This window comes from Streptomyces sp. 13-12-16, assembly GCF_002114215.1.
Lineage (GTDB): Bacteria > Actinomycetota > Actinomycetes > Streptomycetales > Streptomycetaceae > Streptomyces.
In genome coordinates, this window is record NZ_NCTE01000828.1 from 1096 (window position 1) to 26290 (window position 25195).

The window sequence follows — 25195 nt, forward strand, 5'->3', positions numbered from 1 at the left end:
GTCGTCGGGGACGTGGCCGCAGGCCTCGCGCTGCTCGTCGAGGTAGGACAGGACGTTGTCGGCGGCCCAGGCGTCCAGTCCCGCCGCCAGGAGCCGCAGCCGGGCGTCGTCCTTGGACAGCGAGCCCACTTCGCGCAGGAACGCGCCCACCGCGCGGCCGAGTTCCAGCGGGCGGCCCAGCTGGTCGCCCTTCCAGAACGGCAGCCGCCCCGGCACGCCCGGCGCGGGGGAGACCAGGACGCGGTCGCGCGTGATGTCCTCGATGCGCCAGGAGCTGGTGCCGAGGGTGAAGACGTCACCCACGCGGGACTCGTAGACCATCTCCTCGTCCAGCTCGCCGACCCGCCCGCCGCCCTTCTTGGGGTCGGCGCCCGCCAGGAACACCCCGAAGAGGCCCCGGTCGGGGATCGTGCCGCCGGAGGTGACGGCCAGGCGCTGGGCGCCGGGGCGGCCGGTGATCTCGCCCGTGACCCGGTCCCACACCACGCGCGGGCGCAGCTCCGCGAACGCGTCGGACGGGTAGCGGCCGGCGAGCATGTCCAGGACGCCCGTGAAGGCGGACTCGGGCAGGGAGGCGAAGGGCGCCGCGCGGCGGACCACGGCGAGCAGGTCGTCGAGCTGCCAGGTGTCCATGGCCGTCATGGCGACGAGCTGCTGGGCCAGCACGTCCAAGGGGTTCGCGGGGACGCGCAGGGACTCGATGGCGCCCGTGCGCATCCGCTCGGTGACCACGGCCGCCTGCACCAGGTCGCCCCGGTACTTCGGGAACACCACGCCCGTGGAGACCGCGCCCACCTGGTGCCCCGCGCGGCCGACGCGCTGGAGCCCGGAGGCGACGGACGGCGGCGACTCGACCTGGACCACCAGGTCGACGGCGCCCATGTCGATGCCCAGCTCCAGGCTGGAGGTGGCGACCACCGCGGGCAGCCGGCCCGCCTTGAGGTCCTCCTCGACCAGGGCGCGCTGCTCCTTGGACACCGAACCGTGATGGGCGCGCGCGATGACCGCGGGCGCTCCCTGGGCGGCCCCGGAGCCGCCCATCAGCTCGGCGGGGGAGTGGTGCTCGTCCAGGGGCTCTCCGGTGGCCCGCTCGTGGGCGATCTCGTTGAGCCGGTTGCACAGCCGCTCCGCGAGGCGGCGGGAGTTCGCGAACACGATGGTCGAGCGGTGCGCCTGCACCAGGTCGGTGATCCGCTCCTCGACGTGCGGCCAGATCGACGGGCGTTCGGCGCCCTCCGAGCCGTCGGCGACCGGGGAGCCGCCCAGCTCGCCCAGGTCCTCGACCGGCACCACCACGGACAGGTCGAACTCCTTGCCGGACTCCGGCTGGACGATCTCCACCTTGCGGCGCGGGGAGAGGAACCTGGCGACCTCGTCGACCGGGCGCACCGTCGCCGAGAGGCCGATGCGGCGGGCCGGGCGGGGCAGCAGCTCGTCCAGCCGCTCCAGGGTGAGCGCGAGATGCGCGCCGCGCTTGGTGCCGGCGACCGCGTGCACCTCGTCGAGGATCACCGTCTCCACGCCCGTCAGCGCGTCGCGCGTGGCGGACGTCAGCATCAGGAACAGCGACTCGGGCGTGGTGATCAGGATGTCCGGCGGACGGGTGGCCAGGGCGCGCCGCTCGGCGGGCGGGGTGTCGCCGGAGCGGATGCCGACCTTCACCTCGGGCTCGGGCAGCCCCAGGCGCACGGACTCCTGGCGGATGCCGGTCAGCGGGCTGCGGAGGTTGCGCTCGACGTCGACGGCCAGGGCCTTCAGCGGCGAGACGTACAGGACGCGGCAGCGCTTCTTGGGGTCGGCGGGCGGCGGCGTCGAGGCCAGCTGGTCCAGGGCGGCGAGGAAGGCGGCCAGGGTCTTCCCGGAACCGGTGGGGGCGACCACCAGCACGTCCGAGCCCTCCCCGATGGCCCGCCACGCGCCGGCCTGGGCGGCGGTGGGCGCGGAGAACGCCCCCGTGAACCAGCCGCGGGTCGCGGGGGAGAAGCCGTCCAGGGCTCGGTGCGGATCGCTGACCATGCGTCCATCGTGCACCCGGCCACTGACAATCGGGCCGTGCCGGGGACGGGCGGGGGCGGTCGGGGGCCGCGTGACAATGGCCGTATGGCGGAATCCCGGAAGGAGCGGGCGCGGCACTGGCGGTACGACGAACTGCCCGGTGTCGATCTGCTGCGTGCCCGGTACATACGGAAGACGTTCGTCCGGCACACCCACGAGAACTTCGTGATCGCCGCCATCTCCGACGGGGTGGAGGTCTTCCACCACGGCGGCGGCGACGTGTACGCGGGCGCCGGGGCCCTCGCCCTGGTGAACCCGGACACCCCGCACACCGGCCGGGCGGGCGTCCCCGAGGGATGGCGGTACGGGGCGGTGTACCCGTCGCCCGAGGTGGTGGGCGCGATCGCCGCCGAGACCACCACGCTGCGCGGCGCACCGGGGTTCGTGTCGCCGGTGCTCGACGATCCGTACACCGTCCGTCTGGTGCACCAGGTGCTGCGGGCCACCGACGAGGGCAACGCGCTCGCCGCCGACACCCTGCTCCGGGTCGCGGTGACCCGGCTGCTGCGGCTGAACGGCGGGACGCTGCCGCGACGCGAGGTGCGCACGGCGGGTGCCGGGATCGCGGCACGCGCGCGTGCCGTGCTGGAGGAGCGGATGGCGGATCCGCCGACCCTGGAGCGGCTGGCCGCCGAGCTGGGCACCGGCCCGTTCGCGCTGCTGCGCGCCTTCCGGGACGCCTACGGGATGCCGCCGCACACCTGGCTCACCGACGCCCGCGTGCGGCGGGCGCGGCGACTGCTGGACGCGGGGACGGCGCCGTCGGAGGCGGCCGTCGCGGTCGGGTTCACCGACCAGCCGCACCTGAACCGGCACTTCGGCCGGATCGTCGGCGTGCCCCCGGGCGCCTACCAGCGCGAGCGCAAGAACGTACAAGACGCGCGGGGCGGCACGCCCGTACCGTCCGGGGCGTGGCAGTGGAACGGACAGAAGCGCTCGCAGACGTACGGGACGACGGAGGAGGAAAGCCGGACGGTGCCGTCGTACGGGACGCCCTCGGTGTCGGGGTCGCCGTCGGACTCTCCGGGTTCGCCTTCGGCGTGACCTCGGCGGGCAGTGGGCTCACCCTGCTCCAGACCTGTGCGCTCAGCCTGCTGGTGTTCACCGGCGCCTCCCAGTTCGCGCTGGTGGGGGCGCTGGCGGCGGGCGGAGGGGCGTTCACGGCCGCCGCGGGGGCGTTCTTCCTGGGGGTGCGCAACGCGTTCTACGGGCTGCGGCTGTCGCAGTTGCTGGCGCTGCCCCGCGCGGTGCGGCCGTTCGCCGCGCAGTGGGTGATCGACGAGACGACGGCCGTCTCGCTCGCCCAGCCCGACCGGCGCGGCGCGCGCATCGGGTTCGTGGTGACGGGGCTCAGCCTGTACGTCCTGTGGAACCTCACCACGCTGCTCGGCGCGCTGGGCGCCGAGGCGATCGGCGACACCGCCGCGTGGGGGCTGGACGCGGCCGGGCCCGCGGTCTTCCTGGCGCTGCTCGCGCCGATGCTGCGCACCGGGACCGAGCGGACCGTCGCCGGGCTCGCCGTCCTCCTGGGGCTGGGACTGCTGCCCGTGCTGCCGGCCGGTGTGCCGGTCCTGGTGGCCGCGCTCGCGGCACCGGCCGTCCTGTGGGCGCAGGGCAGGAAGAGCGCCTCGCGCGGTGACACGGCGGAGGGGGACCGGTGAACGTCTGGATCGCGATCGTCGTGACCGCCGTCGGCTGCTACGCCGTCAAGCTCGCGGGGCTGCTGGTGCCCGCCGGGGTCCTGGAACGGCCCCTCGTCAGGCGTCTCGCCGCGCTCCTTCCGGTCGCCCTGCTCGCCGCGCTGACCGCTCAGCAGACCTTCTCCGACGGCCAGGCCCTGGTCGTCGACGCGCGGGCGGCGGGTGTGGCGGCTGCGGCCGTGGCGCTGGTCCTGCGTGCTCCGTTCCTGGTCGTCGTCGGAGCCGCGGTCGTGGTGACGGCGGGGGTGCGGGCCCTGGGCGGGTGAGACGGTGGGCACGGTGCCGCCGGACACCGTGCCCGGCGGTGCCGCGCAGGGCATCCGCCGGCACCAGGTCGCGCGGGCGGTGTGATCGCTGACCGGGGTGGGTTCCGCTCACCCGCGCCGGCGGGCGGCCCGGCTCGGGGCAGCCTCCGCAGGCGGGATACTGGGTGCATGCGGTTGACGGTTTTCTGGGAGCGGATGACGGAGCACTTCGGCGCGGGCTACGCCGACACCTTCGCGCGTGACCATGTCATGTCCGAGCTCGGCGGGCGCACCGTGCACGAGGCGCTGGCGGCCGGCTGGAGCGCCAAGGACGTCTGGCAGGTGGTCTGCGCGGTCATGAACGTCCCCGCGGAAAAGCGCTGATCGTCACAGAGACCGCCGGGAGCCCCCCGGCCGCCGTCGGCGTGGGCGAGACTTGGCCCGTGGCACCCACTGACGAAACCGGGCAGACGGCCCGGCACCCCACCACGCCCGGCGCGCCGCCGCCCGCCGGGCCTCCGACGGCCCCCATATCCGGGCCGGGCGCCCGCATGCCGCGCTGGCTGCCGCGTGCCATGGTGCTCGCCCTCGCGCTGTACGCCGTGTTCCAGCTGGGCAGCTGGGCCTTCCACCAGCTCATCGGCCTGCTGATCAACATCCTCATCGCGTTCTTCCTGGCGCTCGCCGTCGAGCCCGCGGTGAGCTGGATGGCCGCGCGCGGGGTGCGCCGGGGCCTGGGCACCTTCCTCGTCTTCCTGGGCGTGCTGATCGCGGCGGCGGGCTTCGTCACGCTGCTCGGCTCCATGCTGGCGGGACAGATCGTCAAGATCGTCGAGGACTTCCCGGACTACCTCGACTCCGTGATCAACTGGATCAACACGCACTTCCACACCGAGTTGCGGCGCGTGGACATCCAGGAGGGCCTGCTGCGCTCCGACTGGCTGCGCAACTACGTCCAGAACAGCGCCACCGGTGTCCTGGACGTCTCCGCGCAGGTCCTCGGCGGTCTCTTCCAGCTGCTGACCATCGGTCTGTTCTCGTTCTACTTCGCCGCCGACGGCCCGCGGCTGCGGCGCACCGTCTGCTCCCTGCTGCCGCCCGCCCGGCAGGCCGAGGTGCTGCGCGCGTGGGAGATCGCCGTGAACAAGACGGGCGGCTACCTCTACTCGCGCGGACTGATGGCACTGGCCTCCGGTCTGGCGCACTACGTCCTGCTGGAGTTCCTCGAGGTGCCCTACGCGCCCGTCCTCGCCGTGTGGGTGGGGCTGGTGTCGCAGTTCATCCCCACCATCGGCACCTATCTCGCGGGCGCCCTGCCCATGCTGATCGCCTTCACGGTCGACCCCTGGTACGCGCTGTGGGTGCTGATCTTCGTGGTGGTCTACCAGCAGTTCGAGAACTACGTGCTGCAGCCCAAGCTGACCTCCAGGACCGTCGACATCCACCCGGCGGTCGCCTTCGGCTCGGTCGTCGCGGGCACCGCCCTGCTCGGTGCCGTGGGCGCGCTGATCGCCATCCCCGCCGTCGCCACCCTCCAGGCGTTCCTGGGCGCGTACGTGCGGCGGTACGACGTCACGGACGACCCCCGTGTGCTCGGGCACCGCGGCCCCGGTGGCGGGCCGGGTCTCCTCATGCGCGCCCGTCATCGGTGGGGCCACCGGCCGGGCGCGGGGCGGCCGCGAGGCGGAGACACCGGGGCCTCCTGAGGGCGACCGCACCACACGGCACCACGGTCCTGTGTGCCGTGTGGTGCGCTTGACACGAAAATCGAACATCCATTCTCATGGAAGTGCCGATGAGGCTCAACGACGGGTGTTATGTCCGAATTTCATTAGGAATGCACCCGCGTTATCCACAGGCCGGAGGTGCGTCGGGGCGCGTTGTCAGTGGCAGGCGTTAGCGTCTTTGACGTGAAGCGATCGAATCAAGCAAATCGGGTGGAACCCATGGCAGGAACCGACCGCGAGAAGGCGCTCGACGCCGCGCTCGCACAGATTGAACGGCAATTCGGCAAGGGCGCGGTCATGCGCATGGGCGACCGGACGAACGAGCCCATCGAAGTCATCCCGACGGGATCGACCGCGCTCGACGTGGCCCTCGGCGTCGGCGGCCTGCCGCGCGGCCGTGTGGTGGAGATCTACGGACCGGAGTCCTCCGGCAAGACGACCCTGACCCTGCACGCGGTGGCGAACGCGCAGAAGGCCGGCGGCCAGGTCGCCTTCGTGGACGCGGAGCACGCCCTCGACCCCGAGTACGCGAAGAAGCTCGGCGTCGACATCGACAACCTGATCCTGTCCCAGCCGGACAACGGTGAGCAGGCCCTGGAGATCGTGGACATGCTGGTCCGCTCCGGCGCCCTCGACCTCATCGTCATCGACTCCGTCGCCGCGCTCGTCCCGCGCGCGGAGATCGAGGGCGAGATGGGCGACAGCCACGTGGGTCTGCAGGCACGCCTGATGAGCCAGGCCCTGCGGAAGATCACCAGCGCCCTCAACCAGTCCAAGACCACCGCGATCTTCATCAACCAGCTCCGCGAGAAGATCGGCGTGATGTTCGGCTCCCCGGAGACCACGACCGGTGGCCGGGCGCTGAAGTTCTACGCCTCGGTGCGTATCGACATCCGCCGCATCGAGACCCTGAAGGACGGCACCGAGGCGGTCGGCAACCGCACCCGCTGCAAGGTCGTCAAGAACAAGGTGGCGCCGCCCTTCAAGCAGGCCGAGTTCGACATCCTCTACGGCCAGGGCATCAGCCGCGAGGGCGGCCTGATCGACATGGGCGTGGAGCACGGCTTCGTCCGCAAGGCCGGAGCCTGGTACACGTACGAGGGCGACCAGCTCGGCCAGGGCAAGGAGAACGCCCGCAACTTCCTGAAGGACAACCCCGACCTCGCCAACGAGATCGAGAAGAAGATCCTGACGAAGCTGGGCGTCGGCGTACGGCCCGAGGAGGCCGCCGCCGAGCCGGGCGCGGACGCCACGGGCACCGCTGCGGCCGAGCCGGCCACCGTACCGGCACCGGCGGTCAAGGCCACCAAGTCCAAGGCCGCGGCGGCCAAGAGCTGACCCGTGACGCGACGAACCGACTGGGCCGAGTACGAGTTCGCCGCCTCCGGTGCCCCGCGGGGGAGGGGCACCGGAAGCGGCGAGGGCTCAGCCGTGGACGGTGACGCGGCGTACGACGACGTCGCCGACGGGGACGGCCCTCGTGACGGGGGTGGCGCACGGGCGGGCGGCTCGCGTGACGGCGGGCCGCGCGGTGGACGCGGACGCAGACGCCGGACCTTCGGCGAGGCGGTCGCGGAGGACGGGGATGCCTCCTCCTCGTCGAGGGCCGAGCGGGAGGAGCCTCCGGCGGACCCGGTCGAGCGGGCGCGGGCGATCTGCCTGCGCCTGCTCACCGGGACCCCGCGCACCCGGAAGCAGCTCGCCGACGCCCTGCGCAAGCGGGAGATCCCGGATGAGGCCGCCGAGGAGGTGCTGTCCCGGTTCGAGGAGGTCGGACTGATCAACGACAGCGCCTTCGCGGACGCCTGGGTGGAGTCCCGGCACCACGGCCGGGGACTCGCCCGGCGCGCACTCGCCCGGGAGCTGCGCACCAAGGGGGTCGATCCCACGCTGATCGACGCGGCCGTCTCCCGGCTCGACTCCGAACAGGAGGAGGAGACCGCCCGGGAGCTGGTCGCCCGCAAGCTGCGCGCCACCCGTGGACTCGACCGCGACAAGCGGCTCCGCCGCCTCGCGGGCATGCTCGCCCGCAAGGGCTACCCCGAGGGCCTCGCCCTGCGCGTCGTCCGGCAGGCGCTGGAGGAGGAGGGCGAGGACACGGAGTTCCCCGGCGACGAGGGGTTCTGAGCCGACGGGGGCCCGGACCCCGCCCCGGCTGCTCCCGATGCCACGCCCCACGCGGGCGTCGGTGCCACCGGTGACCCCGGTCTCCCGCAGACCGGGAACCCGCTCACCCGGGTCCGTGGCCCGGCGGGGACCCGGCACCAGGCCACCGCCCGCGCGGGCAGCGGCCCCACCGGCAGTCCGGTGTCCCGCCAGGCCTGAGGACTGCCGAGCGGACGTGTGGCCCGTTGGCGTCGCCGTGGCGACACCCACCCGGCCGCCGCACCTTGCGCAAAGCGGGCCCCAGGGACAGCCAGGCTCGGAAGCCGAAGACCAGGGCGCCGGCCCGCCCGCCCCGGCGGCACCGGACGGACCGCTTCCGGCACGGTTTCTACGCGGGCGCGGACACCACCGGCAGGCCCGCCTCCCGCCAGCCCTGGAAGCCGCCCACCAGATCCGTGGCCCGGTGCAGACCCAGGCGGTGGAGGGACTCCGCTGCGAGGCTGGAGGCGTAGCCCTCGTTGCAGATCACCACGATCCGCAGGTCGTGGCTCGTGGCCTCCGGGAGGCGGTGGCTGCCCCGCGGGTCCAGGCGCCACTCCAGTTCGTTGCGTTCGACGACGAGGGCTCCGGGAACGAGCCCGTCCCGGTCCCGCAGCGCGGCGTAGCGGATGTCCACCAGCAGTGCCCCACCGGCCCGTGCGGCCTCGTACGCCTCCCGGGGTTCGACGCGCTCGTAACCGGCGCGCACCCGCTCCAGCAACTCGTCGATGCCGGCGCTCACTGCCAGTCCTCCGGGCGTTCGACCTGCTCCAGGCGGAGAACACGGCCGCTGCGACTGTAGCGGCGGATCCGTGGCAACGGCGGGTAGTAGGCGTGCACGGAGATCGCGTGCCGGTCCGGGGACTCGTTGAGGACCTCGTGGACGTGATGCCGTCCGAAGGCGCGCCCCTGTCCGGTCCCCAGCCGTCGTTCCCGGTCCACGCCGTCCGTGAGTTCCAGGGTCTTCCAGCCGTCGGTGGGCAGCCGCGCGGCGAGCGAGTTCTCCTTCAGCTCGCCCGACGCGGTCATGAAGGCACCGACGGAGTCGGCGTGGTCGTGCCAGCCGGTACCGGTGCCGGGCGGCCAGCCGATCAGCCAGGCCTCGCTGCCACCGGGCCCGTCGAGCCGCACCCAGGTGCGCCCCTCGGGATCGAGCGGAAGGGTGGCGATCAGTTCGGCGTCGGCGGCGGTACGCCGTACGAAGCCGAGGAGGTCCGCCTGCGTGGGCGCGGAGACGGGGGCCGGAACAGGGAAGGAGACAGACACGTGCACCGTCCTGGAGAAGGTTCGCGGAGGCGCGCGGCCACACGTACGAGACGGCGGGCGGCGCGCGGAGAAGAGGGAGAGACGCGAATCAGCAGGACGGGCGACACACGCAGCCCGCATAGCGGACGAGGTCCATGTGGACCCTCCGCCACAGGTGCACGCAGGTGTCGGTCACGAGCGGAGTACACCACGGGGCCGCGCGCCGATTCAACTCGTCGTCACCATGCGGACCGCGGGGTGACGACGATTCGACCGATCGGGCCTCTCAGCGCGACCCGGCCCCCGCGTCGGCCCTGGCCTCCGCCTCCGCGGTGACGGGCCCGCCGACCGCCGCTTCCGCCGCCGCGTACAGATCCGCCGGGCGGACCCCGCTCAGCGCCGTCACCAGGTGACCGTCGGGGCGTAGGAGGAGCACGGTGTGGGCCGCCGCCCCCGGATAGCTCTCGGCGACCAGCAGTTCGGCCCGGTGCGGCAGCGCCGAGACGGCCGCCGCCAGCCGGGGCATGATCCCGGCGGACACCCAGTGCCGGCGCTCCCACACCCCCGTGCCGGGCGCGATCAGCACCACCAGCAGCACACCCCGGCCGAACCGGTCCCGCAGCCGGACGAAGGTGCCGTCCTCCGCCGTGACCCGTACGTCCGTCACCGCGGAACCGGGAGCCGTTCCGATGGGAACCTCCCCTTCGAGGCGGCCGGGGGCGAGCGGGGAGTCGGCGTACGTCCCAGGCGCGCCCAGCGCGCCCCGCCCCAGGTGACCGTCCATCAGCAGCGTGTCGTGTCCCCGCGCGGACCCGGGGACGTAGGAGCGCAGTCCGCCGCCGCGCACCAGCGGCAGCGCCTGGTCGGCGGCGCGCAACCGGGCGGCGACGATCGCCCGGCGCTCGGTCTGGTAGCTGTCGAGCAGCGCCTCGTGCGGACCGTGGTGCCAGGCCAGCGCCAGTTTCCAGGCGAGGTTGTCGGCATCGCGGAGCCCTTCCTCCAGCCCGTGCGTGCCCAGCGCGCCGAGCAGATGGGCCGCGTCCCCGGCGAGGAACACCCGGTCGGCCCGCCAGCGCCGGGCCAGCCGGTGGTGGACGGTGTGCACCCCGGTGTCCAGCAGTTCGTACGGCGGGGTCGGACCGTCGGTCCAGCCGGCCAGGGTCTCCCGGACCCGGCCCAGCAGCAGCTCGGGCGTGACCAGGTCCTTGCCCGGCGGCAGCAGCCAGTCCAGGCGCCACACCCCGTCCGGCAGCGGGCGCGCGGTGATCTCCCCGGCCGAGGGACCGGACGTGCGCCACGGCGGCGTGCGGTGCAGCAGCGCCTCGTCGTACCAGGGAAGTTCGGTGCGCAGGGCGGCCACGGCGTGACGTTCCACCGCGGTACGGCCGGGGAAGCGGATGTCCTGGAGCTTGCGCACGGTCGAGCGCGGGCCGTCGCAGCCGACCAGGTAACTGCCGCGCCACCAGGTGCCGGTGTCACCGCGGGTGCGGGCGGTGACGCCCGAGGGCTCCTGCTCTATGGTGTCCAGCCTGCTGTTCACGGCGATCCTGACGAGCCGCTCGCCGGCGAGGGCCGCGCGCAGCGCACCCGTCAGGACGTGCTGGGCGATGTGCAGGGGCGCGGGCTCGACATCGCCGAAGGCGACCTCGGCCGTCACCTGCTTGCGCCGCATCGATCGCCATCCGGCCCAGCGGACACCGGCGTGCGCGAGCGGCACACCGGTCAGCCGCTCCATGAGCGCGGCGGTCTCCTCGCGCAGTACGACGGTGCGCGCCGGGCGGGGTTCGTCCTTGCCCGGTCCTTCGTCGAGGACCACGCACGGCACGTCCTGGCGCGCCAGCGCCAGCGCCAGCGTGAGCCCGACGGGCCCCGCTCCGACGATGATCACCGGGTCCACGGCGCGGCGCCCCCTGCTCGAAGTGACGTCCGGAGGGACGTGGAGGAACAGGAAGATGGAGCAGGGTGCACGATCACAGAACGTATGCAACCTATTGCCGGTGCTTGCGTCAAGTGACCGAAGGGCAGTGGCGATCATGAAGTGGGGAGGAGACGGTCACACCACTTGACTGTTCATCACATGAGTCCGGGGCGTACGGCTCCTCCGTACCGCTGAGACCGGCCGGGAACTCGACATGACTGTGGCCCGCCGGAATCCGGCGGGCCACAGTCACGTCGTGCGTCAGGCGGGCGTCACTTCTCCGCACCGGTCCCGCGCGTGCCACCGACCTCCGCCGCGTTGAGGTCGTCGACGTCCTCCGGGCCGAGCACCGCGCCCGTACTGCGCTTGCTGCGGCGCAGGCGTCCTTCGAGCCAGGAGGCGAAGGAGGTGAGGATGAAGTTCAGGACGATGAAGATGACCGCCACCACGATGAAGCTGGGGATGACGTTGGCGTAGTTGGCCGCCAGCGTGGCACGCGAGTTCAGCAGCTCGGTGAAGCCGAGCATCACGCCGCCGAGCGCGGTGTCCTTCACGATGACGACCAGCTGGCTGACGATCGCCGGGAGCATCACCGTGACCGCCTGCGGGAGCAGGATGCTGCTCATCGTCTGGCTCTTGCGCAGGCCGATCGCCTGGGCCGCCTCACTCTGCCCCTTGGGCAGGGCGAGGATGCCGGCCCGGACCACCTCGGCGAGGACCGAGGCGTTGTAGAGCACCAGGCCGGTGACGACCGCGTACAGCGGCCGGTCCTCACTGGTGACGTCGGTGGACCGGGCGAAGAACTCGTTGGCGAACAGCATCAGCAGCAGCACCGGGATGGCGCGGAAGAACTCCACCACCGCGGCGGCCGGGATGCGTACCCACCGGTGGTCGGACATCCGGGCGATGCCGAGCACCGCACCCAGCGGAAGCGCGATGACCATGGCCAGCGCCGCCGCCTTCAGTGTGTCCGCGAGGCCGGGCAGCAGATAGGTCGTCCAGGCATCGGACGTGGTGAAGGGCTTCCACAGGGACCATTCCAGCTGGCCCTTGTCGTCCAGTACCTGCCAGACCCACCACAGCAGCAGGGCGAGCAGGACGAAGAAGACGACCGAGAAGATCAGGTTGCGCCGCTTGGCCTTCGGGCCGGGGGCGTCGTAGAGAACAGAAGTCATCGCTTCACCGCCAGGCGCTTGCTCAGCCAGTTGAGGAACAGGCCGGTGGGCAGGGTCAGGACCACGAACCCGAAGGCGAAGATCGCGCCGATGAGCAGCGTCTGTGCCTCGTTCTCGATCATCCCCTTCATCAGGAACGCGGCCTCCGCCACGCCGATGGTGGCCGCCACGGTCGTGTTCTTGGTCAGCGCGATCAGCACGTTGGCCAGGGGGCCGATCACCGAGCGGAACGCCTGCGGCAGCACGACGAGCCTGAGCACCTGGCCGAAGCTCAGCCCGAGGGCTCGTGCCGCCTCGGCCTGTCCGACGGGCACCGTGTTGATACCGGAGCGGATCGCCTCGCACACGAAGGCGGCGGTGTAGGCGACGAGGCCGAGCACGGCCAGTCGGAAGTACATGAGGTCGAAGTTGTCCCGCGCGCCCATCGTCACGCCGAAGATGTCGGCGAGACCGAGCGACGTGAAGACGATGATGACGGTCAGGGGAATGTTCCGGACGACGTTCACGTAGGCGGTGCCGAAGCCCCGCATCAGGGGTACGGGACTGACCCGCATGGCCGCCAGCAGGGTGCCCCAGATCAGGGATCCGATGGCCGAGAAGACGGTGAGCTGCACCGTGACCCAGAAAGCGCCCAGCAGGGACGGGTCGTCATAGTTTGAAAGAAAGTCGAACACGATCTCCCGCGCTTCCGGGTGTGTGACGTACGTGGCGGACGTGACGCGCCGCCGCCGGACCGGTGGTGGGCGGCGGCGCGTCTGCGGATCCCCGCGTCTGCCGCGGGGATCCTGCGTCGGCGGAGTCCCGCGTTACTGGACGATCTGGCCGATCTTCGGGGCGGGCTCGTTCTTGTAGTTCGCCGGGCCGAAGTTCTCCTCGACGGCCTTCTGCCACGAACCGTCGCTGACCATCTTCTCGAGCGCGTCGTTGACCTTGTTCACGGTCTCGGTGTCGCCCTTCTTGACGCCGATGCCGTAGTTCTCGTTGCTCAGCTTCAGGCCGGCGAGCTTGAACTTGCCCTTGTACTGGTCCTGCGAGGCGTAGCCGGCGAGGATCGAGTCGTCGGTGGTCAGCGCGTCCACCTGACCGTTCTGCAGAGCGGACAGGCACTCCGAGTAGCCACCGCGGTTGCTCAGCTGCGCCTTCGGCGCGAAGTCCTTCTTGACGTTCTGCGCGGAGGTGGAGCCGGTCACCGAGCAGAGCTTCTTGTCGTTCAGGTCCGTGGCCTCGGTGATGTCCGCGTCGGTCTTGACCAGCAGGTCCTGGTGGGCCAGCAGGTAAGGGCCGGCGAAGTCGACCTTCTGCTTGCGCTCGTCGGTGATCGAGTACGTCGCGGCGATGAACTTCACGTCCCCGCGCGAGAGGGCGTTCTCGCGGTCGGCGCTCTTGGTCTCGACCCACTCGATCTGGTCGGCCTCGTAACCGAGCTCCTTGGCGACGTAGGTCGCCACGTCCACGTCGAAGCCGGAGAAGGAACCGTCCGGCGTCTTCAGGCCGAGACCGGGCTGGTCGTACTTGATGCCGATCTTGATCTTGTCACCGCCGCCCCCGGAGGAGGAGTTGCCGTCACCGCTGTCGTCGCCGCCGCAGGCGGTGGCGGTCAGGGCGAGAGCGAACACGACGGCCGAGGCGGCGGTGACCTTGCGGAGCTTCATGGTGCACATCCTTTGACTCTGGTGAAGTGATGCGGCCCGGGCGGTGTCCGGTGACGCAGGTCGGCAGGGGCGCGAGGTGCGCCTCAGTGGTGAAGGATCTTCGACAGGAAGTCCTTGGCGCGGTCACTGCGCGGATTGCTGAAGAACTGGTCCGGCGAGGCCTGTTCGACGATGCGACCGTCCGCCATGAACACCACGCGATTCGCCGCCGAACGGGCGAATCCCATCTCGTGCGTGACCACGATCATGGTCATGCCCTCGCGGGCGAGCTGCTGCATGACCTCCAGCACCTCGTTGATCATCTCCGGGTCGAGAGCCGACGTCGGCTCGTCGAAGAGCATGACCTTGGGCTCCATCGCCAGGGCCCGCGCGATGGCGACACGCTGCTGCTGACCACCGGAGAGCTGCGCGGGGTACTTCTCGGCCTGCGCGCCCACGCCGACCCGGTCGAGCAGGGCACGGGCCCGCTCCTCGGCCGCCTTCTTGTCCTTCTTGCGGACCTTGACCTGTCCCAGCATCACGTTCTCGAGCACGGTCTTGTGCGCGAAGAGGTTGAAGGACTGGAAGACCATGCCCACGTCGGCCCGCAGCCGGGCGAGCTCCTTGCCCTCGTGGGGCAGGGGCTTGCCGTCGATGGTGATCGATCCGGAGTCGATCGTCTCCAGACGGTTGATGGTGCGGCACAGGGTGGACTTCCCGGACCCGGAGGGTCCGATGACCACGACGACTTCGCCACGGGCGATCGTCAGGTCGATGTCCTGGAGTACGTGCAACGCGCCGAAGTGCTTGTTGACGCTCTTCAGGACGACCAGATCGCCGGTCGCGGCCACATCTTCCTTGGCCACCGATACTTCGGTCATCGCTCTCAGGCTCCGTCCTCCTCGGTTTCGGAGGACAGTAGTAACCCGTTAGACCTGCGTCATCACATCTGAGGGGAATCTGAGCATCACGATCCGATAGCAATCGGACACCTGTCGTAGCACTTGTGAGCAGGGGTGATTTCGGCCGGGTAACGGTACGGAAGAGCAACCGGAACCCTCTTGACGCCGTCCTCGTTCATCGGCGTCACTGCAAGGTGCACGCGCGCGTGCACGCGTTTTCATACACATGAAGAGCGTACGGCCGATGAACCGAAGGGGGGCCCTGGTGAGACTGCTTCTCGTCGAGGACGACAACCACGTCGCCGCCGCCCTGTCGGCGGTCCTGGCGCGGCACGGGTTCGACGTCACCCACGCGCGCAGCGGCGAGGAGGCGCTCCAGGCACTCGTTCCCGAGGGGGACGGCTTCGGCGTCGTCCTGCTCGACCTGGGACTGCCCGATCAGGACGGCTACGAGGTCTGCGGCAAGATCCGCAAGCGCACCAGCACGCCGGTGATCATGGTCACCGCGCGGTCCGACGTGCGTTCGCGCATCCACGGCCTCAACCTCGGCGCCGACGACTACGTGGTCAAGCCGTACGACACGGGGGAACTGCTCGCGCGGATCCACGCCGTCAGCCGGCGCACCGTCCACGAGGAGGCCGGGGGCGGTACGGAGACCGAGCTGCGGCTCGGCCCGGTCCGCATCGAGCTGTCGACCCGCCAGGTCAGCGTCAACGGTTCGGTCGTCCAACTGACCCGCAAGGAGTTCGATCTGCTCGCCCTGCTCGCCCAGCGGCCGGGGGTCGTCTTCCGCCGGGAACAGATCATCAGCGAGGTGTGGCGCACGAGCTGGGAGGGGACCGGGCGCACCCTGGAGGTGCACGTGGCCTCCCTGCGCGCCAAGCTCCGCATGCCCGCCCTCATCGAGACCGTGCGCGGCGTCGGCTACCGGCTCGTCGCGCCCACGGCGTAGCGGGGCCGGGTGCACACACGTCTGCTTCCGCTGCTCATCGTCCTGATGGCGGCCGTCCTGCTGGCCCTGGGCGTTCCGCTGGCCGTCAGCCTGGCCGGCGCGGAGCAGCAGCGGGTGGTCGTCGACCGGATCGACGACACCGCGCGCTTCGCGGCCCTCGCCCAGTTCGTCACCGAGCCAGCCGACCCGGTCGACGCGGACATCAACGAGCGCCGCGAGACCCTCAGCAGCGAGCTCCGCAGCTACCACTCGGTCTACGGCATCCGCGCGGGCGTCTTCTACCGCAGCGACTCGCCCATGGCGCACGCCCCGGACGACTGGTTCCTGCCCCGCACGGGTGAGGTGCGCGACGCCTTCGAGGAGGCGCTGCTCAGCCGCCGCAGCCACGATCCCGAGCAGGTGTGGCCCTGGCAGCGGCGCAGCCTCGTGGTGGCCTCACCGGTCATCCGGGACGGCGACGTCGTCGCGGTCGTGGTCACCGACTCGCCCACCGGGCAGATGCGCTCCCGCATCCTCCGGGGCTGGCTGGTCATCGCCGCGGGGGAGGCGGCCGCGATGCTGCTCGCGGTCGGCGCGGCGCTGCGGCTGACCGGCTGGGTGCTCAAGCCCGTACGGATCCTGGACGCCACCACCCACGACATCGCCACCGGACGGCTGAAGTCCCGGGTCGCGGCGGCCGGCGGGCCGCCGGAACTGAGACGGCTCGCCCGGTCGTTCAACGAGATGGCGGACAACGTCGAGAGCGTGCTGGAGCAGCAGCGCGCCTTCGTCGCCGACGCCTCGCACCAGCTCCGCAACCCGCTCTCGGCGCTGCTGCTGCGCATCGAGCTGCTCGCCCTGGAGCTGCCCGAGGGCAACGAGGAGATCGCCTCCGTGCAGGCCGAGGGCAAGCGCCTGGCGCAGGTCCTGGACGACCTGCTCGACCTGGCGCTCGCCGAGCACAGCGAGGCAGACCTCCAGGTCGCCGACATCGGGGCCCTGACCGCCGAGCGCGTCGCGGCCTGGTCGCCGACCGCCGAGGCCAAGGGCGTCCGCCTGACCGGCACCTGCCCGCCCACCACCGCGTGGGCCGACCCGGTGGCGCTGTCCAGCGCCCTGGACGCGGTCATCGACAACGCGGTGAAGTTCACGCCCGAGGGCGAGACCGTCGAGGTCACCGTCGCCTCCAACGGTGACATGTCCACCATCGTCGTCACCGACAACGGTCCGGGACTGACCGAGGAGGAGCTGACCCGCGTCGGCGACCGCTTCTGGCGCAGCGGGCGGCACCAGAACATCAAGGGCTCCGGCCTGGGCCTGTCCATCACGCGGGCGCTGCTCGCGGCGGGCGGCGGCTCGATCGCGTACGAGCGTCACGAGCCGCACGGACTGCGGGTGACCGTGATGGTGCCGAGGAACGCCCCGACGGGTGAGGCGACGGCTCAGGGCTTGACGGACCGGTAGTACCGGCGGGCGCCCTCGTGCAGCCGGAGCGGGTCGGTGTAGATCGCGGTGCGTACGTCGACCAGCTGGGCGGAGTGGACGTGCGCCCCGATGTTGTCCCGGCTCTTGAGCACGATGCTGGTCAGCCACTCGGTGAGCCGGGGATCCGCGTCCGCCCGGGTGATCAGGAGGTTGGACACCGCCATCGTCGCGACGGGCGTGCTGGGCCTACTGCCCGGGTAGGCCGACTCCGGCATGTTGGTGACGCGGTAGTAGCGCGTGGCACCGCCCTGTTCGTGCAGCTTGGAGACGAGATCGGCGTCGATCGGCACGAACCGGAGCGCGGACTGCTCGGCGAGCGTCTTCAAGCCGTCCGTGGGCAGTCCGCCGGACCAGAAGAAGGCGTCCAGGCCGTGCCCGAGCCGCTCCGGGCCGGTGTCGATGCCGGCCGAGGAGGGCTTGATGTCCGTCTCCGGGTCGATGCCGGCCGCCCGGAGCACCCGGTTGGCGATGAGCCGGACGCCCGACTTGGGCGGCCCTATGGCGACCCGCTTGCCCCGCAGGTCGTCGACGGTCCTGATGCCCGAGTCGGGCGCGACGGCGAGCTGCACGTAGTCGTCGTACAGGCGTGCCACCCCGCGCAGCCGGTCGGCACCCGGCCGGTCGCTGAGCCGGTACGTCTCCACCGCGTCGGCCGCGGCGATCGCGAAGTCGGCCTCCCCGGTCGCCACGCGGCGCACGTTCTCCTGCGACCCGGCACTCGTCTTCAGGCGCACGTCGAGGTCGGGCATGTGCTTGCCGAGCGAGCTGCGCAGGAGTACGCCGTACTTCTGGTAGACCCCCGCGTGGGTGCCCGTGCTCAGGGTGATCGTCCCGCCCGGTGGTTCCTCGTCCCAGGGCGCCAGCCACCACAGCAGCAGTCCGAGTACGACGAGACCGGCGGCGGTGCCCCGCAGGGCCCGTCGCCTGCCGATCCGGGACAGCGTGTGGGGCATGCGCGCGATCCTGCCAGTCGGGGTGGCCGCTGACCAGGGCGGAGCTCACAGCGGGCCGGGGAGTGTCCGTGGTGGCCGTTACAGTCGCGGGCATGAGTTCTTCGCCCGCCGATCTGGTCCGTGACTTCCACCGTGCCTTCGGGCTGGACGTCCGCGACACACCGTCCGAGGTTTCGCCGGAGCTCGGTGCCCATCGTGGTGAGCTGCTTGCCGAGGAGGCGCGGGAGGTGGCGGAGGTGTCGGTGGCGGGGCCGCTCGACCGGCTGGCGCATGAGCTGGCCGACGTGGTGTACGTCGCGTACGGGACGGCGCTGGTTCATGGGGTCGACCTCGACGCGGTGATCGCCGAGGTCCATCGTTCCAACATGAGCAAGCTGGGGCCCGACGGGCAGGTCAGCCGTCGTGCCGACGGCAAGGTGCTCAAGGGGGAGCATTACGAGGCGCCGGACGTGTCGGGGGTGCTGCGGCGGCAGGGGTGGGTGCCGGGCGGGGCGGCTTGAGCAGCGCCCCGGGGGATGCTGTCCGGCGCGGTCGCCGGGCGGGGGTGGGGCGCGCTGCCCGGCGTTTGCGGGGTGCCTCCCAGGCCCTTGAGGCACTGGGGGAGGCACGGGTGCCCGCAGTTATGCGGTGGTGACCACGTTGCGGCCTGTTTCGTGGGCGTAGACGGGGCGGCCGGTATGACGTACCGGGCCGGCCAGGCCGGGGTCACCGGCATCCGGGTGTGGAGTCGCACCCCCGTCGGGTCGGCGGGATCCGGCCTCACGGCAATACGCTCCGGAACGTCGACCACCATGTCCTTCGCACCTTCCGGGACGAACGGGAAATGAATTCGGGGATGTGCTCCACATCATTGGCGCCCGGAATGCCCGGTGGAGGTGGAGAGAGGGCGACGGCTTGCATGCGTCACGGTTCTCGTGACACGAGGCGTCCTTTTCCGGGGAACCCGGGAGGTGTGCGCCCCGTGGCAAAGCGTCGGAATGGTGAATTACGTTTGAGTCGGCCGGTGGACTGGTCGAAAAACTTCTGGCAGTGACGATGATCGTTGTACTCTCCGCCGATGACGACTGATCCCCCCGCCACCGGCCCGGTGCCGTCCGCCACGGACGCCGAGTGCCTGGAACTCACCCGGAAACTGCGGCGCCGGGGAACCCTCGTGCTCTCCTTCTTCGCCCTGGTGTGGGCCTTCGCCGGGGCCTCCGGAACCGGTTCGGCGACGGACGTCGTGCCGGTGTCCATAGAGGTGGCGGCCCTCGTGGTCACCGCGGCGGCGATCTACCTGGGGCACCGCGGGGACGCCGCGCCCTCGCCCCGCATGGTGAGCCTCCCGGAGAACTGGGCGCGCGGGGTGGGTGTCGTCAACGGCATCGAGGTGCTGGCCGTCTTCGCCGTCATCGCGGGCTCCAACGCCGTCGGCCGCCCCGGGCTCGTCCCGGTCGGCATCGCCCTCGTCGTGGGGTTGCACTTCTTCCCCCTCGCGCGCCTGTACGACCAGTGGCAGTACCGGTGGACGGCCGGGCTGATGACCGCCGTGGCGGTCGTGGGCGCGGTGCTGGTCGTGGCCGGCCTGTCGGACGAGAGCGTGCTGGTCGCGGTGGGCCTGGCCTGCGCGGCGGTGCTCTGGGGCTCCGCGTACCACCTGGCTGTACGGGGCTGAGCACCGCTGAACCGGTCGGGGCCGACGGGCCGCCCCGGAAACGAACGCAAGGATGTGCCGACCGGCCGGTTCCGAGATGATTTCCGGTCGCCTTCCGGAAAGTTTCTCCTTTCCGCCCGGCTTGCATCTGTATTGCTCGGTCACCCACCCGTGCGCCACCCCCGCGGGTGTCGGCTGACATTCGTCACGGTCCGGATGATGTTTCCCCGGCGCCCGGCTTTTCGTTGAGGGCCGCCGAAAGTTCCCATTCGGGGCTGTTCACCGCGTGCCGTTCCTCGCCCGGCTCGGCGGGCACCGCGGACCCGGGCGCCGGCATGCCCAGCAGGAAGTCGCCGACCGAGGACTCCCGGCGGTACGGCTCCGTCACAGGGCCGTCCGGCGCCGGCTTCACGGCGGGCAGCGGGTCGATCCGGCCCCGGGCCGGTCCGCGTTCCCCGCGCTTTCCGGCCGCTGACAGGAGAGAGCCATCACGCCACCCCCTTGGTTCGCATCCGGCCAGGCCAGGAAGCTGCCTGGCAGGGAGTCGCCCACAAGGCGGAGGAGGTCCGCGGCACCACCTACCCTTAGGGACATGAGCAGCATCGACCGGAGCCAGTCAGTGGGCGGCACACGCACCTATGAAGTACGCACCTACGGGTGCCAGATGAACGTCCACGACTCCGAGCGGTTGTCCGGGCTGCTGGAGGACGCGGGCTACGTCCGCGCCCCCGAGGGCTCCGACGGCGACGCCGACGTCGTCGTCTTCAACACCTGCGCCGTCCGGGAGAACGCCGACAACAAGCTGTACGGCAACCTCGGCCACCTCGCCCCGAAGAAGGCGAGCCGCCCCGGCATGCAGATCGCGGTCGGCGGCTGCCTCGCGCAGAAGGACCGCGACACCATCGTGAAGCGGGCCCCCTGGGTCGACGTCGTCTTCGGCACGCACAACATCGGCAAGCTGCCCGTCCTCTTGGAGCGCGCCCGCGTGCAGGAGGAGGCGCAGGTCGAGATCGCCGAGTCGCTGGAGGCGTTCCCCTCCACGCTGCCCACCCGGCGCGAGAGCGCCTACGCGGCCTGGGTGTCCATCTCCGTCGGCTGCAACAACACCTGCACCTTCTGCATCGTCCCGGCGCTGCGCGGCAAGGAGAAGGACCGCCGCCCCGGCGACATCCTCGCCGAGATCGAGGCCCTGGTCGCCGAGGGCGTCTCCGAGATCACCCTGCTCGGGCAGAACGTCAACGCGTACGGGTCCGACATCGGCGACCGCGAGGCGTTCAGCAAGCTGCTGCGGGCCTGCGGGAAGATCGACGGCCTGGAGCGCGTCCGCTTCACCTCGCCGCACCCGCGCGACTTCACCGACGACGTCATCGCCGCCATGGCCGAGACGCCGAACGTGATGCCGCAGCTCCACATGCCGCTCCAGTCCGGCTCCGACCCGATCCTGAAGGCGATGCGCCGCTCCTACCGCCAGGAGCGCTACCTCGGGATCATCGAGAAGGTCCGCGCCGCCATCCCGCACGCGGCGATCAGCACCGACATCATCGTGGGCTTCCCCGGCGAGACCGAGGAGGACTTCGAGCAGACCCTGCACGTGGTGCGCGAGGCCCGCTTCGCGCAGGCGTTCACCTTCCAGTACTCCAAGCGTCCCGGCACCCCGGCCGCCGAGATGGACGGCCAGATCCCCAAGAAGGTCGTCCAGGAGCGCTACGAGCGTCTCGTCGCCCTCCAGGAGGAGATCTCCTGGGAGGAGAACAAGAAGCAGGTCGGCCGCACCCTGGAGCTGATGGTCGCCGAGGGCGAGGGCCGCAAGGACGGCGCCACCCACCGCCTCTCCGGCCGCGCCCCCGACAGCCGCCTGGTGCACTTCACCAAGCCGGAGCAGGAGGTGCGCCCCGGCGACGTGGTCACCGTCGAGATCACCTACGCCGCCCCGCACCACCTCCTCGCCGAGGGCGCGGTACTCGAGGTGCGCCGCACTCGCGCGGGGGACGCCTGGGAGAAGCGGAACACGGAGAAGGCGGCGCGGCCCGCGGGCGTGCTGCTCGGCCTGCCCAAGGTGGGCGTGCCCGAGCCGCTGCCGGCGGTCACCGGGGGCTGCGCCGTCGACTGACCGGACCGTGACGGGGGACGCACGGCTCGACGAGGCGTCGTGGAGGAGCCGCACGGCGCGCACCGCCATGTACTACGTGGAGACCAAGGGCGGACCGGTCACCCCCTGCCCGTGAGGCAGGGGTGCCGTTCCGGGCCGCCGCAGTAGGCTGTCGATCATGCTTGTCGCCGCCGCAGTCTGCCCGTGCCCGCCGCTGCTCGTGCCGGAGGTCGCCGCAGGGGCCGCCCCCGAGCTGGACACCGCGCGGGCCGCGTGCACGGACGCGCTGGGTGTGCTGGCCGCCGCCCGGCCCGATCTGCTCGTGGTCGTGGGACCGGGAGACGGTGCCGGGCCCGAGGCCTACCCGGAGGGCACCCCCGGATCCTTCCGGGCCTTCGGCGTCGGCCTGGACGTACGGCTGGGACAGGGCGGGGGTGCCCCCGGGCGGGAACTCCCGTACGGACTGGCCGTGGGCGCCTGGCTGCTGGACCGCACCGGCTGGGCGGACGCCCCCGTGGAGGGACTGGCCGTGGGGGCGTCCCTCACGGCCGAGCGGTGCGCCGAGGCGGGGGAGGCCCTCGCCGGCCGGGCGGAGCGGGTCGCGCTGCTGGTGATGGGCGACGCCAGCGCCTGCCGCACGCTCAAGGCGCCCGGCTACCTCGACGAGCGGGCGGCCCCCTTCGACGCGGAACTCGCACGCGCGCTGGGCGCGGCCGACACCGGAGCCCTGCGAGCGCTGGACACCGAACTGGCACACGAACTGAAGGTGTCCGGCCGGGCCCCCTGGCAGGTACTCGCCGGCGCGGCGTCCGGAAACCCGGCCCTGAAGGGCACGCTGCTCCACGAGGACGCCCCCTACGGGGTCGGTTACCTCGTGGCCACCTGGGCGTAGGCGGGCTGCCGCCGGGAGAACGCGGCGGACGGCCGGGAGCTCTCGGTGTGCTCCGCGGCCGTCCGCCGGTGTGCCGCTCAGGAAGTGGGCGGCGGCCCGGCCGGCGGCGTGGTCGTGCCACCCGCGTCCGAGCCGGGGTCGTTCTTGTGCGCGAGTCGGTCCACGGCGCCCTTGGCCTTGCCCGTACCCGTCCGGATCCGGTCGCTGTACTTGCCCTTGGTCCGCTCGTCGACGGTCCGCGCGGCCTTGTCCAGGCCGTGCTGGATCCTGTCCTCGTGCTGGTGCGCGAGGCCGGAGACCTTGTCCTTGGCCGGGCCGAGCCTGGCCTTCAGGTTGTCCAGGAGACCCATGATGTACCTTCCCTCGCGGCCGTCTACGTGCGGGCGCCCTCACCGGTCTCGCTGCCGGCCGCCTCGGCGGACTGCTGCTTGGGGATCTCGACGGTGTCGGTGCCGGTGACCTCGCCGGCCTCCTTCTCCGCCGGCCCGGTGGTCTCCGGCGCCCCGGCCGACCCCTTCGGCTCCGCGACCCCGGCCGCGCTCTCCGCGCCGGCCCCGGCCGCCGCTTCGCCCGCCCGGACCTCGGCGGTCCGCGTCTCCTCCGTGGCCTTCGACCTCCGAAAAAGCCGTGCAAAAACGCCCATATTCACTCCATACGTTACTCGTGCGGGCGAAATCCCGCGTTGCCCGGTGCGTCCATCCGTGTGACCCGGGCCGCCGCCCCCTGTGATCCGGCGGCAGGAACCTCGCAACGGGCAACGACCCGGCGGCCGTCGCGTCACGTAACCCGTTCGAGGGCCGGACGGGAGGTTTGCGAGACTGGATCAGTGAGCAGCGCACCCCTCGCCCCCCGCGTCATCGCCGTCGTCGGCCCCACTGCGGCCGGAAAGTCCGATCTGGGCGTATTCCTGGCCCAGCGGCTCGGCGGTGAAGTCGTCAACGCCGACTCCATGCAGCTCTACCGGGGGATGGACATCGGCACCGCCAAGCTGACGCCCGAGGAGCGCGGCGGCGTCCCGCACCACCTGCTCGACATCTGGGACGTCACCGTCACCGCGTCCGTCGCCGAGTACCAGCGGCTGGCCCGGGAGCGGATCGACGCGCTGCTCGCCGAGGGGCGCTGGCCCGTCCTCGTCGGCGGTTCCGGCCTCTACGTCCGCGGCGCCGTCGACAACCTGGAGTTCCCCGGCACCGACCCCGAGGTCAGGGCCCGCCTGGAGGAGGAGCTCACGCTGCGCGGCCCGGGGGCGCTGCACGCGCGCCTCGCCGTGGCGGACCCGGAGGCCGCGCGGGTGATCCTGCCGAGCAACGGCCGTCGCATCGTGCGCGCGCTCGAGGTCATCGAGATCACCGGAAGGCCCTTCACGGCCAACCTCCCCGGCCACGACTCGGTCTACGACACCCTCCAGATCGGCGTCGACGTGGCCCGCCCCGAGCTGGACGAGCGCATCGCCCGCCGGGTGGACCGGATGTGGGAGGCCGGCCTCGTGGAGGAAGTGCGCGCATTGGAGGCGCAAGGGTTGCGTCAGGGGCGTACGGCGTCGCGCGCGCTCGGCTACCAGCAGGTGCTCGGGGCGCTCGCCGGGGAGTGCACCCTCGAGGAGGCGCGGTCCGAGACCGTCCGTGCCACCAAGCGCTTCGCGCGCCGTCAGGATTCATGGTTCAGGCGCGATCCCCGGGTGCACTGGTTGAGTGGGGCCGCGGCGGACCTGACGGAACTTCCGCAGCTCGCGTTGTCGTTGGTCGAACGACCGGTTACAGCCTGATCACGTCCTGGCATCGGGACGCCCAGGCCGTCATCCGGGCCTGTGGCGCCGTGCCATCATCGAGCTTCGATCGACCAGTGGAGTCCTAAGTTGGGAGGGCGCGTGGCGATGGAGGCCGGCCCTCGCGACACCGCACACGGCACCGAACACCTCGCCACCGAGCGGGGTGCACCGGAGCAGGAGACGACCGACCGCCTCAGTCCGGACGGACCGGACGAGACGCAGGGCGGCGTGACCGACGACGGTCCCGAGCCGGACGAGATGTTCGCGGGCGGTGACGAGGTCGAGGTCGAGCTGCGCCCGCAGCGCCGGCTGCGCATCTGGCAGCTCGCGCCGATCGTCGGGCTGGCCGCGGTCGGCTCCCTGATGTTCGCCTTCCCGCTCGCCTTCGACTTCGGCGACAGCGGCGCCGTGATCGCCATGCTGGGGCTGCTGATCTGCTCCTGCGCGGCCGGCTGGGGCATGATGGCCGCCCGCAGGGTGGGCTCCACCTGGCCGGGTCTGCCGGCCCGCGGCTCCGGACGCAGGCCCGACTGGCGGGTGGTGGCCGCCTATGCCGTGATGGTCGCCGCGGTGGTGGCCCTGGCGGTGTGGCGGGTGGCCAGGCTCCGCTGAGCGGCGTCCCCCGGGAGCGCGGGGCCGCATCGACGTGCGGCTCCGCCGCGTGGGCGCGACCGGTCCCACCGGACCGCACGGGATCGACC

28 protein-coding genes are annotated in these 25195 nt (G+C 71.8%); 15 read left to right on the forward strand and 13 right to left on the reverse strand.

Annotated features, from left to right (window positions below; genetic code table 11):
- Positions 1-2016: DEAD/DEAH box helicase (locus tag B7767_RS29865; protein WP_143652697.1), on the reverse strand; the 2016-nt coding region annotated here is incomplete at its 3' end.
- A gap of 84 nt (positions 2017-2100) precedes the next feature.
- Between B7767_RS29865 and B7767_RS29870 the strand changes: the two genes are divergently transcribed.
- From B7767_RS29870 to recX, 7 genes are all read left to right on the forward strand, one after another.
- Positions 2101-3099, forward strand: coding sequence for an AraC family transcriptional regulator (locus tag B7767_RS29870; RefSeq protein ID WP_085574874.1), 999 nt, complete (start codon positions 2101-2103; stop codon positions 3097-3099).
- Positions 3096-3716: an AzlC family ABC transporter permease gene (locus tag B7767_RS29875; protein WP_256923624.1), complete on the forward strand. Its 621-nt coding sequence runs from the start codon at positions 3096-3098 to the stop codon at positions 3714-3716. Before B7767_RS29870 ends, B7767_RS29875 begins: the two co-directional genes overlap by 4 nt.
- On the forward strand, positions 3713-4021 hold the full coding sequence (locus tag B7767_RS29880; protein WP_085574875.1) for an AzlD domain-containing protein: 309 nt from the start codon (positions 3713-3715) through the stop codon (positions 4019-4021). The genes B7767_RS29875 and B7767_RS29880 overlap by 4 nt, the downstream gene beginning before the upstream one ends.
- A gap of 168 nt (positions 4022-4189) precedes the next feature.
- Positions 4190-4384: a DUF3046 domain-containing protein gene (locus tag B7767_RS29885; protein WP_085574876.1), complete on the forward strand. Its 195-nt coding sequence runs from the start codon at positions 4190-4192 to the stop codon at positions 4382-4384.
- A gap of 59 nt (positions 4385-4443) precedes the next feature.
- Positions 4444-5706: an AI-2E family transporter gene (locus B7767_RS29890; protein ID WP_256923625.1), complete on the forward strand. Its 1263-nt coding sequence runs from the start codon at positions 4444-4446 to the stop codon at positions 5704-5706.
- A gap of 240 nt (positions 5707-5946) precedes the next feature.
- Positions 5947-7065, forward strand: coding sequence for a recombinase RecA (recA, locus tag B7767_RS29895; protein ID WP_085574877.1), 1119 nt, complete (start codon positions 5947-5949; stop codon positions 7063-7065).
- 3 nt (positions 7066-7068) lie between these two features.
- Positions 7069-7854, forward strand: coding sequence for a recombination regulator RecX (gene recX, locus B7767_RS29900; RefSeq protein WP_085574878.1), 786 nt, complete (start codon positions 7069-7071; stop codon positions 7852-7854).
- Between the two features lie 367 nt (positions 7855-8221).
- Here the strand turns inward: recX and B7767_RS29905 are convergent, their stop codons facing one another.
- The 8 genes from B7767_RS29905 to B7767_RS29935 form a co-directional block, all read right to left on the reverse strand.
- Entirely contained in the window at positions 8222-8614 is a 393-nt protein-coding gene (locus B7767_RS29905; RefSeq protein ID WP_373408249.1) for a rhodanese-like domain-containing protein, read from the reverse strand.
- The gene (locus B7767_RS29910; RefSeq protein WP_085574879.1) at positions 8611-9144 is read right to left on the reverse strand and encodes a cysteine dioxygenase; all 534 of its coding nucleotides are present in this window, start codon (positions 9142-9144) and stop codon (positions 8611-8613) included. The genes B7767_RS29905 and B7767_RS29910 overlap by 4 nt, the downstream gene beginning before the upstream one ends.
- A gap of 82 nt (positions 9145-9226) precedes the next feature.
- Positions 9227-9313: a putative leader peptide gene (locus B7767_RS49425; RefSeq protein ID WP_351151402.1), complete on the reverse strand. Its 87-nt coding sequence runs from the start codon at positions 9311-9313 to the stop codon at positions 9227-9229.
- A 90-nt stretch (positions 9314-9403) separates the two neighbouring features.
- Positions 9404-11014 (reverse strand): FAD-dependent monooxygenase, encoded by a 1611-nt coding sequence (locus B7767_RS29915; RefSeq protein ID WP_085574880.1) that lies wholly within the window; start codon positions 11012-11014, stop codon positions 9404-9406.
- A gap of 293 nt (positions 11015-11307) precedes the next feature.
- Positions 11308-12210: an amino acid ABC transporter permease gene (locus B7767_RS29920; RefSeq protein ID WP_085574881.1), complete on the reverse strand. Its 903-nt coding sequence runs from the start codon at positions 12208-12210 to the stop codon at positions 11308-11310.
- Positions 12207-12884, reverse strand: coding sequence for an amino acid ABC transporter permease (locus B7767_RS29925; RefSeq protein WP_085574882.1), 678 nt, complete (start codon positions 12882-12884; stop codon positions 12207-12209). The genes B7767_RS29920 and B7767_RS29925 overlap by 4 nt, the downstream gene beginning before the upstream one ends.
- 132 nt (positions 12885-13016) lie before the next feature.
- On the reverse strand, positions 13017-13862 hold the full coding sequence (locus B7767_RS29930; RefSeq protein ID WP_085574883.1) for a glutamate ABC transporter substrate-binding protein: 846 nt from the start codon (positions 13860-13862) through the stop codon (positions 13017-13019).
- Positions 13863-13945: 83 nt separating this feature from the next.
- Positions 13946-14722 (reverse strand): amino acid ABC transporter ATP-binding protein, encoded by a 777-nt coding sequence (locus B7767_RS29935; protein WP_085574884.1) that lies wholly within the window; start codon positions 14720-14722, stop codon positions 13946-13948.
- Between the two features lie 286 nt (positions 14723-15008).
- Here B7767_RS29935 and B7767_RS29940 point away from each other — a divergent pair, with 286 nt between their 5' ends.
- Both B7767_RS29940 and B7767_RS29945 read left to right on the forward strand, forming a co-directional pair.
- Positions 15009-15695, forward strand: a complete 687-nt coding sequence (locus tag B7767_RS29940; protein ID WP_085574898.1) for a response regulator transcription factor — start codon at positions 15009-15011, stop codon at positions 15693-15695.
- A gap of 9 nt (positions 15696-15704) precedes the next feature.
- Complete coding sequence (locus tag B7767_RS29945; protein ID WP_085574885.1) at positions 15705-17138, forward strand: HAMP domain-containing sensor histidine kinase; 1434 nt, start codon at positions 15705-15707, stop codon at positions 17136-17138.
- Here the strand turns inward: B7767_RS29945 and B7767_RS29950 are convergent.
- Positions 17117-18112: a TAXI family TRAP transporter solute-binding subunit gene (locus tag B7767_RS29950; RefSeq protein WP_085574886.1), complete on the reverse strand. Its 996-nt coding sequence runs from the start codon at positions 18110-18112 to the stop codon at positions 17117-17119. The two genes, B7767_RS29945 and B7767_RS29950, sit on opposite strands and share 22 nt — an antisense overlap.
- A 92-nt stretch (positions 18113-18204) precedes the next feature.
- On the opposite strand from B7767_RS29950, the gene B7767_RS29955 reads away from it, so the two are divergent.
- Together B7767_RS29955 and B7767_RS29965 are read left to right on the forward strand one after the other, a co-directional pair.
- Positions 18205-18612, forward strand: a complete 408-nt coding sequence (locus B7767_RS29955; protein ID WP_085574899.1) for a MazG nucleotide pyrophosphohydrolase domain-containing protein — start codon at positions 18205-18207, stop codon at positions 18610-18612.
- 557 nt (positions 18613-19169) lie between these two features.
- Positions 19170-19766 carry a hypothetical protein gene (locus B7767_RS29965; protein WP_085574888.1) on the forward strand — a complete coding sequence of 199 codons (597 nt, stop codon included), beginning with the start codon at positions 19170-19172 and terminating at the stop codon, positions 19764-19766.
- A 184-nt stretch (positions 19767-19950) separates the two neighbouring features.
- On the opposite strand, the gene B7767_RS29970 is transcribed toward B7767_RS29965, so the two are convergent.
- Positions 19951-20133 carry a hypothetical protein gene (locus B7767_RS29970; protein ID WP_085574889.1) on the reverse strand — a complete coding sequence of 61 codons (183 nt, stop codon included), beginning with the start codon at positions 20131-20133 and terminating at the stop codon, positions 19951-19953.
- Positions 20134-20337: 204 nt separating this feature from the next.
- Here B7767_RS29970 and miaB point away from each other — a divergent pair, with 204 nt between their 5' ends.
- Together miaB and B7767_RS29980 are read left to right on the forward strand one after the other, a co-directional pair.
- A complete protein-coding gene (miaB, locus tag B7767_RS29975) occupies positions 20338-21855 on the forward strand; it encodes a tRNA (N6-isopentenyl adenosine(37)-C2)-methylthiotransferase MiaB (protein ID WP_085574890.1) in 1518 nt (505 codons plus the stop codon).
- Between the two features lie 157 nt (positions 21856-22012).
- Positions 22013-22726, forward strand: coding sequence for a class III extradiol dioxygenase subunit B-like domain-containing protein (locus B7767_RS29980; RefSeq protein ID WP_085574891.1), 714 nt, complete (start codon positions 22013-22015; stop codon positions 22724-22726).
- A 77-nt stretch (positions 22727-22803) separates the two neighbouring features.
- On the opposite strand, the gene B7767_RS29985 is transcribed toward B7767_RS29980, so the two are convergent.
- A complete protein-coding gene (locus B7767_RS29985; RefSeq protein ID WP_085574892.1) occupies positions 22804-23076 on the reverse strand; it encodes an antitoxin in 273 nt (90 codons plus the stop codon).
- 23 nt (positions 23077-23099) lie between these two features.
- Entirely contained in the window at positions 23100-23369 is a 270-nt protein-coding gene (locus B7767_RS29990; RefSeq protein ID WP_085574893.1) for a hypothetical protein, read from the reverse strand.
- Positions 23370-23552: 183 nt separating this feature from the next.
- Here B7767_RS29990 and miaA point away from each other — a divergent pair, with 183 nt between their 5' ends.
- Together miaA and B7767_RS30000 are read left to right on the forward strand one after the other, a co-directional pair.
- On the forward strand, positions 23553-24491 hold the full coding sequence (miaA, locus tag B7767_RS29995; protein WP_085574894.1) for a tRNA (adenosine(37)-N6)-dimethylallyltransferase MiaA: 939 nt from the start codon (positions 23553-23555) through the stop codon (positions 24489-24491).
- Positions 24492-24599: 108 nt separating this feature from the next.
- Positions 24600-25106, forward strand: coding sequence for a hypothetical protein (locus tag B7767_RS30000; RefSeq protein ID WP_085574895.1), 507 nt, complete (start codon positions 24600-24602; stop codon positions 25104-25106).
- Positions 25107-25195: the final 89 nt, after the last annotated feature.